Source organism: uncultured Sphingorhabdus sp., from assembly GCF_937872355.1.
Lineage (GTDB): Bacteria > Pseudomonadota > Alphaproteobacteria > Sphingomonadales > Sphingomonadaceae > Sphingorhabdus_B.
Map to the genome: position 1 here is coordinate 1 of NZ_CALMSV010000183.1, position 8,749 is coordinate 8,749.

Consider the following 8,749-nt stretch of genomic DNA (forward strand, 5'->3'; position numbering starts at 1 on the left):
TCGGCCTGCGGCACCGTGAAGGTCCCGTCGGTCCGGCCCTTGTCGCGGCCGACATTCTGGATGAGCATGTCGACGTTGATGTTCGATTCCGCGAGCGGAGCGAAGATATGGCTCACTGCACCGGGGCGGTCGGGCACGCGGGTCAGGGTGATCTTCGCCTCATTCTTGTCGGCGGCGATGCCGGTGATCAGCTGGCGTTCCACTTGGGCATTCTCCAATTCTTCGTCGGTCACGATCATCGTGCCGGGGATAGTGTCTGCGCTGGGGGCGTTTTCGTCGATGAAGGAGCTGAGCACCTGCACGCGCACGCCTTCCTTCATCGCCAGCCCGACCGAGCGGGTCTGCAACACCTTGGAGCCGACCGAGGCCAGCTCGAGCATTTCCTCGTAGGTGACTGCCTTCAGCTTGCGGGCGCGGCTGACGATGCGCGGGTCGGTGGTGTAGACGCCATCGACATCGGTGTAGATCTCGGTGGTCGCCGTATCATTAAAAAAAACAACCGCGACAACCGATGCATCCGAACCGCCCCGGCCCAACGTCGTGATGCGGTTGTCGTCGGTCAGCCCCTGGAAACCAGGTATTACGGCAATCGTACCTTCGGCCATCGAGGCGAGCAGGGCTTCGCTGTCGATCGTGCCGATGCGCGCCTTGGCATGGGCATCGTCGGTGTGGATCGGCAATTGCCAGCCCAGCCAACTGCGCGCCTTGCAGCCCAGTGCCTGCAGCGTGATGGCAAGAAGGCCCGCCGTACCCTGTTCGCCCGATGCGACGCCCACGTCATATTCGGCCGGATCGTAAAGCGGATTGGCTTCGCGGCAAAAGCCCCCCAGCCGGTCGGTTTCGCCCGACATGGCCGAGACGACCACGGCGACTTCGTCTCCCTTTTCGGCTTGGCGCTTCACAATCTGCGCCACGCGGCGAATCCGCTCGGTCCCCGCCATTGAGGTGCCGCCAAATTTCATGACTATCCGGGCCATAGGAACCTTGCGTGAAAGGGCTATATTACAAACAGCGGCGCTGATAGGGACAGGAAATGACAAAGGCAAGCCAAGCTGCGAACAGAAAAACTACCATAGACCCAAATGAGGCGGCGCATTTTGGTGCGCTGGCGGCGGACTGGTGGGATCCCAAAGGATCGAGCGCGATGCTGCACAAGCTCAATCCTGTGCGCTTGGGTTTTATCCGGCGGCAGATCGACCGGCATTTCGGTACCGAGGAAACCGCGATGAAGCCGCTGTCCGGCAAGGCTGCGCTCGATGTCGGCTGTGGGGCAGGGCTGTTGTGCGAGCCTTTGGCAAGGTTGGGCGCGGCAGTGACTGGAGTCGATGCAGCTGCGGAGAATATTGCGGCGGCAACCGTGCATGCGGAGCAATCGGGGCTGTCGATTGACTATCGCGCGGGAGAGCTTGCGGCCCAAAACCTCGACCAGTTCGATGTTGTGACGTCGATGGAAGTGATCGAGCATGTCACCGATCCGGCAGCCTTTGTGGCTGAACTGGCGGCGCGGTTGAAGCCTGAAGGCTTGATGATCCTTTCAACGCCCAACCGGACGGCTGCCTCCAAGCTGTTCCTCGTCGAGGCCGCCGAGCGTCTGGGGCAGGTGCCGCGCGGCACGCATGACTGGGACAAGTTCCTGACGCCCGAGGAATTGATGCCATTGCTGGCGGATGCTGGGTTAGAGGTCATTGCGATGGAAGGCATTGCCTTCTCACCACTGTCCGGATTGCATCTCAGTTCAAACAAGGCGCTCAACTATATTTTGGCGGCGCGTCACTCGGGCAGAGTATAATCCATAGAATAGAAATGCTTGCCCTCGCGAATGTCGATATCGAGGGATCCGGCGATGCCTTTCAGCTCTTCGGTGCCGCTATCAGGAACGATGATCACTGATAGCGCCTGTCCGCCGGGTGACATCGTCCCGCGATGCGCGAGGATGAAGCTTCCGCTGCGTCCCTTCAGCTTGCCCGTCACCGTTTCCAGCGCAACATAGACCCGCGCGCCATTGGCTTCGTTGCCGCCCGCCATCATCTGGCCAACACTTGTCGCGTCCAGATCGCCATGGAACTGCTTGTCGATCGACATCCGCATGGACGCTTCATCGGCCGCCGAAACGGTTTTCAGGGTGACTTCAAATTCGCCAGCCGCGTGAAACATGAAAGGCTCCTTGATCGATTCTGCCGGGACAGCTGTAGCCAGTATAAGGCCAACGGCGGCGAACAGCGCCTTCATTCATACCCCTGATCGACATAACTGTCGTCGGCCAAGTCGCTGAATCGCGTAATCTTGGCCTCAAATTTCATACGGACCTTACCGGTGGAGCCATGGCGCTGCTTGGCGACGATCAGTTCGGCGATGCCGAAGACGCGCTCCATTTCCTGCCGCCACTTTTCATATTCCTCGGTGGCCTTCACATCGTCGTCGCTGCCATGCTTTGGTTCGCGCGCTGCTACATAATAATCCTCACGGAAGACGAACCAGACCATGTCAGCGTCCTGCTCTATCGATCCGGATTCGCGCAGATCCGATAGTTGCGGGCGCTTGTCTTCGCGCTGCTCGACCGCACGGCTAAGCTGCGAGAGCGCGATGACAGGAACCTGCAATTCCTTCGCCAGCGTCTTCAACCCGCGCGAAATTTCGGAGATTTCGTTGACGCGGTTGTCGCTGCTTCGGCCGCTCCCCTGCAGCAACTGGAGGTAGTCGATAACGATCAGGCCGATGCCATGCTTGCGCTGCAAACGGCGCGCGCGGGTGCGTAGTCCCGCGATGGTCAGCGCTGGCGTATCGTCGATATAGAGCGGCAGTTCCTGCAACTCGCGGCTGGCGCGCGACAATTCGCGGAAATCGTCGCGGCTGATCTTGCCCATGCGCAGCGCTTCGGAAGAGATGCCCGACTGCTCGGCTAGAATACGCGTCGCCAACTGGTCGGCGGACATTTCAAGGCTGAAAAAGGCGGTCTTTGCGCCGACGCTCTTTTCCTCGGGGATTCCATCCTCACGGTCGCGCAGCCAGCGCTGCGCCGCGTTGAAGGCGATATTGGTGGCAAGCGAGGTCTTGCCCATGCCCGGACGCCCGGCGAGGATGATAAGGTCCGAATTATGCAGACCGCCGCATTTGGCGTTGATGCTATCGAGCCCGGTGGTCACGCCTGACAGATGGCCGCCGCTGTTCAGCGCCTTTTCGACATTCTTGATCGCCTCGGTCGACGCGGCAAGGAAGCTCTTCATGCTTCCGGTTTCGCCTTCGCCCTCAGCTACCTTGTAAAGCTGCGCCTCTGCCTGCTCGATTTGCAGCTTGGGATCGACGGCTTCACTAGTGTCAAGCGCGCCTTCGACAAGTCCGCGCCCGACGCTGACCAATTCACGCAGCAACGCGAGATCGTAAATCTGTTGCGCGAAATCGCGCGCGCCGATTAGGCCTGCGCCATCAGCTGTCAGTTTGACGAGATAGCCGGGGCCACCCAACTCCTGCATCGTCGGGTCGCTTTCGAACAGCGGCTTCAGCGTCACCGGTGTCACCAGCATGTTGCGATCAATGAGGCGCAGAATCTGGTCGAAAATACGACCGTGGAGCGGCTCGAAGAAATGCTCGGGCCGCAGCTTGATCGAAACATCCTCGATGATACGATTATCGATCATCAACGCGCCCAAGAACGCCGCCTCTGCCTCAACATTGCGCGGCAGGCGCTGTTCTTCACCATCATTGACGGCGGCAAGGCGGATCGGTTCGGCCATCGAGTTGCTATCGTTCATCAGATAGGCTGGCGCAAGGCGCTGCAAAAATAGTTTCGGGGACAGGCCTGTGGACAATTTACCCGACGGCTCTTGCCCCTGCCGTCGCATCGGTTAGAGGACACATATGTCCGACCCGCGCATCATATCCGTCGAGCTCGACGAAGCGACTATTTTGCGTCGCAACGCCGATATCGAGCAGGAACGGCGGGTCGCCATTTTCGATTTGATCGAAGAGAATTATTTCAAGCCGCTGCGCGAAATGGGGGATGGCTATGCGGGGCCTTACCGTCTGAAACTGAGCGTTACCGAGGGACGGCTGGTGCTTGATATCACGCGCGAGGATGGCAGCCCGCACGAAACTCTCATTCTAGGGTTGGGCCGGTTTCAACGGCCGGTGCGCGAATATTTCGCCATCTGCGACAGCTATTATCAGGCGATCCGCAAGGCGACTGCAGCCGAGATCGAGACTATCGACATGGCGCGGCGCGGGGTGCACAACAGCGCAGCGGAGCTTTTGATCGAGCGACTGGAAGGCAAGATCGAGGTCGATTTTGCGACAGCGCGGCGATTATTCACATTGATCTGCGTCCTGCACATCAAGCAATAGTCTATCAGGCAGGATTAGAGGACAGCGATGGCCAGCGGGAAATTCAGGCTTTGGCGTTTGGGTGCGATCGCACTCGTGCTGCTGGCAGGCGCTTTTCTCGCCTGGCGCGCCATTCTCGGATGGGCACCCTCGCGTGACGATTATCCGGTGCAAGGTATCGTTGTAGATGCATCTCACGGCAAACTCGACTGGCCGATGTTGGCAGCCACCGGTGTCGATTTTGCCTATGTAGTTGCCACTGAAGGTTCAAAGGACCGCGACGCACATTTTGCCGACAATGTGGCGGGCGCTGGCGAAGCCGGTGTGCGCTTCGGGCCCTTGCATCGATATGATCTGTGTCGCCTCGCAAGCGACCAGGCAACCCTATTCATCACCACCGTTCCGCGTAGCGCGGCTGCACTGCCGGCCGCGGTGGAGTTTGGCTTTTCGAAAAAATGTACCAGCAAGCCCGATCGGGCACTGGTGTTGTCGGAAGTTGCAACCTTCCTGTCGCAGATCGAAGCGCATCTCGGCAAACCGGCCATTCTCAAGATTAGTCAGGATTTCGAAAAACAGTATCGGCTGAGCAGTTCGATCGACCGCACGGTCTGGCTCGAAAAGACCTGGCTGTTGCCCGATTATGCTGCACGGCCGTGGGTGATGTGGACAGCCAACCCGCAGCGCCGTATCGATGGGGTCGATGAACCGGTGCAATGGGTGGTGGTGCGGCAATGAGCGATATGAACGAAAAACTGGTCCGTGCCGCGATCGATGCCGCGCATAACGCCTATGCGCCTTATTCGAATTTTCATGTCGGTGCCGCGCTATTGCTGGATGACGGGCAGATTGTCACCGGTGCCAATTTTGAAAATGCCAGCTATGGCATGACTTTATGTGCCGAAACCGTCGCCATTGCGAAAGCGAACAGCGATGGTCAGATGCGGCAGATTGTGGCGATCGCGGTCGCCGGTGGTCCAAAATCATCCGAAGGCGGAGCAGTCATTGGCTCGGATCCCATCACACCCTGTGGTCGATGCCGCCAGGTGATCAAGGAGGTGGCAGACGAGGTCGCCATCGATCTACCCGTACATTGCGCGCATGCCAGCGGCTATGAAACGCATTTGCTTTCGGAGCTGCTACCCTTTGGTTTCGGCCCTGCAAGCCTGAAATAGCAAATCACTGCATCGGCCCAGGTGCATCTCCGCCCTGCGTGTCCTGAACCAGTTCCCAGCACGCTTCGGTTGGATAGAAGAGCAAATAGCCCGGCTGCCCATAGGCGCCGGTCCGATCGTCGCCTTCACCACCCTCGTCAGGGCTACCGTTTTTATAGCCCATACGGACCCAATCGACGCGTGCGCGGCGATCACTCGCAACGTTGATCTCAAGTTCGACATATTCATAAGGCGGGGGCAGACCAGCTGCATTCTTGCGAACCGACTCTGCCGTTACCCAGCTATAGTCGAGCATGCCCAAAGGGAAGTCGCTATAGGCTGACGCTGCCACTGGCTCAGGCACACCGTTTCTTACCTTGTAGATCTCTTTGGCGCTATATTTTGCGCGTACCTTGTCCGAACGCAGAAAAGCTTCGAAGAAGCCGTTGAAATCATAGGCGTTGCACGCCGTCTCGGCCTGCTTTTCCCAGTTTAAAACTTCACCATATTGTGCCGTTGCTGGAGCGGTCAGGACTAGGAACGGCAGAAGTTGAAGAATTTTACGCACTGTCATCAATATCCTGTCAAAGCAGATTTTGATGATTGCCCCAGAACCTGACCGCCGTCGAGTGTCGCGATAGTACTGGTGCCTCTTGCGCTACTCCGCCAAACCGGCAAAAGCGGTTACCGATAACGGGGAGTCTTCATGGCAATTCTTTCAGACAAGTGGATCAGGCAACAGGCGCTCGAAAACGGGATGATCGAGCCGTTCGTAGAGGCGCAGCGCCGCGATGGCTGCATCAGCTATGGCCTCTCTTCTTATGGCTATGATGCCCGCGTCGCGCCCGAATTCAAGATTTTCACCAATGTCGATTCGAGCGTGGTCGATCCCAAAGAGTTCGACCCAAAGAGCTTTGTCGACCGCGAAACTGATGTCTGCATCATCCCGCCGAACAGTTTTGCGCTTGCCCGCACCGTCGAATATTTCCGCGTGCCGCGCGACGTGCTCGTCATCTGTTTGGGTAAGAGCACCTATGCCCGTTGCGGTATCATCGTGAACGTCACCCCGCTCGAACCCGGCTGGGAAGGACATGTTACACTGGAATTTTCGAACACCACCCCGCTGCCCGCGAAAATCTATGCCAATGAGGGCGCGTGCCAGTTCCTGTTCCTGCAGGGCAATGAGCCTTGCGAGACCAGCTACGCCGACCGTGCAGGCAAATATATGGGGCAGAAGGGTGTGACTTTACCGCGGCTCTGAATCTGCTGACCTGCGTTTCACTTCCCGCCTTGCTCATTTTAATCGAACGATTAAACATGAGTTAAATGCTCACGCAGGAGAGGCCCGATGACATCCCCCCTTTTCGATCAATGGCGCGCCCGTTCGCCTTATTATGACGAAAGCCATGAGGCGGTGTGCGATACCGTCCGCCGCTTTGTCGAGCGAGAAATCCTGCCCAATGTCGATGCCTGGGAAGCGGCAGGGGAACTCCCGCGCAGTCTGCACAAGAAAGCTGCCGAGGCCGGCATTTTGGGCCTTGGTTACCCTGCCGAGTTTGGCGGGACAGGCAGTAACGGTTTCGATATCTTCCATTCGCTGGTGCAGAGCGAGGAAATGTGCCGCCCCGGTGCAGGCGGTATTCCCGCCTCGCTGATGACGCATGGTATCGGCCTTCCGCCAATCCTCGCCATGGGCAGCGAGGAGATGAAGCAGCGCATTGCGCCAGCAGTATTGGCGGGCGGAAAGAGCATCTCGCTGGGCGTCACCGAGCCGGCCGGGGGGGCCGACGTAGCAAACCTGAAGACCAAGGCTGAACGAAAGGGCGCGAGCTACATCGTCAACGGTAGCAAGACCTATATCACCAGCGGCATGCGCGCCGATTATGTGACGACGGCAGTGCGCACTGGCGGGCCTGGAATGGGGGGTGTTTCGCTGCTGCTCATTGAAACCGACCGGCCGGGGTTCAGCCGCACCCCGCTCGCTAAAATGGGCTGGCATGCCTCGGACACCGCGACGCTGCACTTTGACAATGTTGAGGTGCCTGCGGAAAATTTGATTGGCCCCGAAAATGGCGGTTTCATGGGCATCATGCGCAACTTCAACGGTGAACGTTTGGGCATGGCACAACAGGCAGCGGCCTATGCGCGCGTCTGTTTTGAAGATGCACTCGATTGGGCACAGCAGCGCGAGGTGTTCGGAAAGCCGCTGATCCGCAATCAGGCGATCCGCCACAAGCTTGCCGATATGCTGCGCCAGATCAATTCCACCCAAGCCTGGATCGACCAGTGCGCGTGGAGTGTGCGCGAGGGTAAAGCCTTCCCCGGCGATTTTGCGCTGCTCAAGGTGCAGGCGACGCGCACGATGGAATTCTGCGCACGCGAAGCCTGCCAGATCCTCGGCGGCGCCAGTTTCATGCGTGGCTGCCGCGTCGAGCGCATCTACCGCGAAGTGCGCGTGATGGCGATCGGCGGCGGATCGGAAGAGATCATGTTCGATCTGGCGAGCCGGCAATATAATTTCTGAACATGTAAAAAATCATTCATTGCGCATTCAGTTCTGGAGTGACACTCTAATCTTATTGAACGGGAGGAGAGTCCCCATGAACAGAAAACTGACCGCCACTTTGGCGCTTACCATATTTGCAACGCCGCTCGCCGCCAGCGCGGCCGATGAAACCCATTTCGGTTTCACGGTCGGCAGCGTTTCGATCACCAAACCGATATCGCCCGGCTCGCTGGGGCTTAAGAATATGTCATCCTCCAAGATTGCGTCGAAGCGAGATCTTGTGGTGACCGGCAACAATCCGCGCTTCACAGTCACCGGACAGGTTTTTTGCAAGCAGGGCGCGCGGTTAACAGCGGTACAGGCGATTATTGGCAAAGGCTTTTTGCACAATAACGACATGATGGTCGTCAACAGCTGGGGCAAAACGGCTAAGCAGACCAATGTAGCGGGCCGAAGCGATGCCGATGTGTCGCTGGAGGTGCAACTCAATGTTTCGCGCCGTGACACCGATGCAGCGATAGATCTGACCTTCAATCCAGCGCGAGATTATGAACAGAAGCTCAAGGCCTACGTCGCGAAGGGCAACACAGCCGCCGAATATCTGCGCGAAACCCAGGCATTTGACATGGATGTTACCGTCAACCTCGTCGCATGGTGCAAGATGGATCCCAAGGCCAATTCGGTGCTGGCGGGCAAGGCCTATGCCGGATTTGTTGCGCGCAAGGTGCCGGTAACCGTCCTCTACAACGGCGACCCGGCGATCGTTGATGGGCCA

At 58.3% G+C, this 8,749-nt stretch carries 10 protein-coding genes; 7 read left to right on the plus strand and 3 right to left on the minus strand.

The window, feature by feature from the left end; all coding sequences use genetic code 11:
* Positions 1-1,033: 1,033 nt before the first annotated feature.
* Positions 1,034-1,789 carry a bifunctional 2-polyprenyl-6-hydroxyphenol methylase/3-demethylubiquinol 3-O-methyltransferase UbiG gene (gene ubiG / locus Q0239_RS12270; RefSeq protein WP_298603299.1) on the plus strand — a complete coding sequence of 252 codons (756 nt, stop codon included), beginning with the start codon at positions 1,034-1,036 and terminating at the stop codon, positions 1,787-1,789.
* On the opposite strand, the gene Q0239_RS12275 is transcribed toward ubiG, so the two are convergent.
* Together Q0239_RS12275 and Q0239_RS12280 are read right to left on the minus strand one after the other, a co-directional pair.
* Positions 1,771-2,229, minus strand: a complete 459-nt coding sequence (locus Q0239_RS12275) for a DUF3224 domain-containing protein (RefSeq protein WP_298603302.1) — start codon at positions 2,227-2,229, stop codon at positions 1,771-1,773. The genes ubiG and Q0239_RS12275 overlap by 19 nt on opposite strands.
* The gene (locus Q0239_RS12280) at positions 2,226-3,731 is read right to left on the minus strand and encodes a replicative DNA helicase (protein ID WP_298603322.1); all 1,506 of its coding nucleotides are present in this window, start codon (positions 3,729-3,731) and stop codon (positions 2,226-2,228) included. The genes Q0239_RS12275 and Q0239_RS12280 overlap by 4 nt, the downstream gene beginning before the upstream one ends.
* A 124-nt stretch (positions 3,732-3,855) precedes the next feature.
* Here Q0239_RS12280 and Q0239_RS12285 point away from each other — a divergent pair, with 124 nt between their 5' ends.
* The 3 genes from Q0239_RS12285 to Q0239_RS12295 are packed head-to-tail and all read left to right on the plus strand — an operon-like array spanning position 3,856 to position 5,489.
* Entirely contained in the window at positions 3,856-4,338 is a 483-nt protein-coding gene (locus Q0239_RS12285; protein ID WP_298603305.1) for a UPF0262 family protein, read from the plus strand.
* 27 nt (positions 4,339-4,365) lie between these two features.
* Positions 4,366-5,052 carry a GH25 family lysozyme gene (locus Q0239_RS12290; protein WP_298603309.1) on the plus strand — a complete coding sequence of 229 codons (687 nt, stop codon included), beginning with the start codon at positions 4,366-4,368 and terminating at the stop codon, positions 5,050-5,052.
* Positions 5,049-5,489 carry a cytidine deaminase gene (locus tag Q0239_RS12295; protein ID WP_298603312.1) on the plus strand — a complete coding sequence of 147 codons (441 nt, stop codon included), beginning with the start codon at positions 5,049-5,051 and terminating at the stop codon, positions 5,487-5,489. The genes Q0239_RS12290 and Q0239_RS12295 overlap by 4 nt, the downstream gene beginning before the upstream one ends.
* Before the next feature lie 4 nt (positions 5,490-5,493).
* Here the strand turns inward: Q0239_RS12295 and Q0239_RS12300 are convergent, their stop codons facing one another.
* A complete protein-coding gene (locus Q0239_RS12300; RefSeq protein ID WP_298603315.1) occupies positions 5,494-6,036 on the minus strand; it encodes a hypothetical protein in 543 nt (180 codons plus the stop codon).
* Positions 6,037-6,174: 138 nt separating this feature from the next.
* On the opposite strand from Q0239_RS12300, the gene dcd reads away from it, so the two are divergent.
* The 3 genes from dcd to Q0239_RS12315 form a co-directional block, all read left to right on the plus strand.
* Positions 6,175-6,729, plus strand: coding sequence for a dCTP deaminase (gene dcd / locus Q0239_RS12305; protein WP_115549989.1), 555 nt, complete (start codon positions 6,175-6,177; stop codon positions 6,727-6,729).
* Positions 6,730-6,816: 87 nt separating this feature from the next.
* Positions 6,817-7,992: an acyl-CoA dehydrogenase family protein gene (locus Q0239_RS12310; RefSeq protein WP_298603318.1), complete on the plus strand. Its 1,176-nt coding sequence runs from the start codon at positions 6,817-6,819 to the stop codon at positions 7,990-7,992.
* 76 nt (positions 7,993-8,068) lie between these two features.
* The coding region (locus Q0239_RS12315; RefSeq protein ID WP_298603320.1) for a hypothetical protein at positions 8,069-8,749 on the plus strand (681 nt) is incomplete at its 3' end.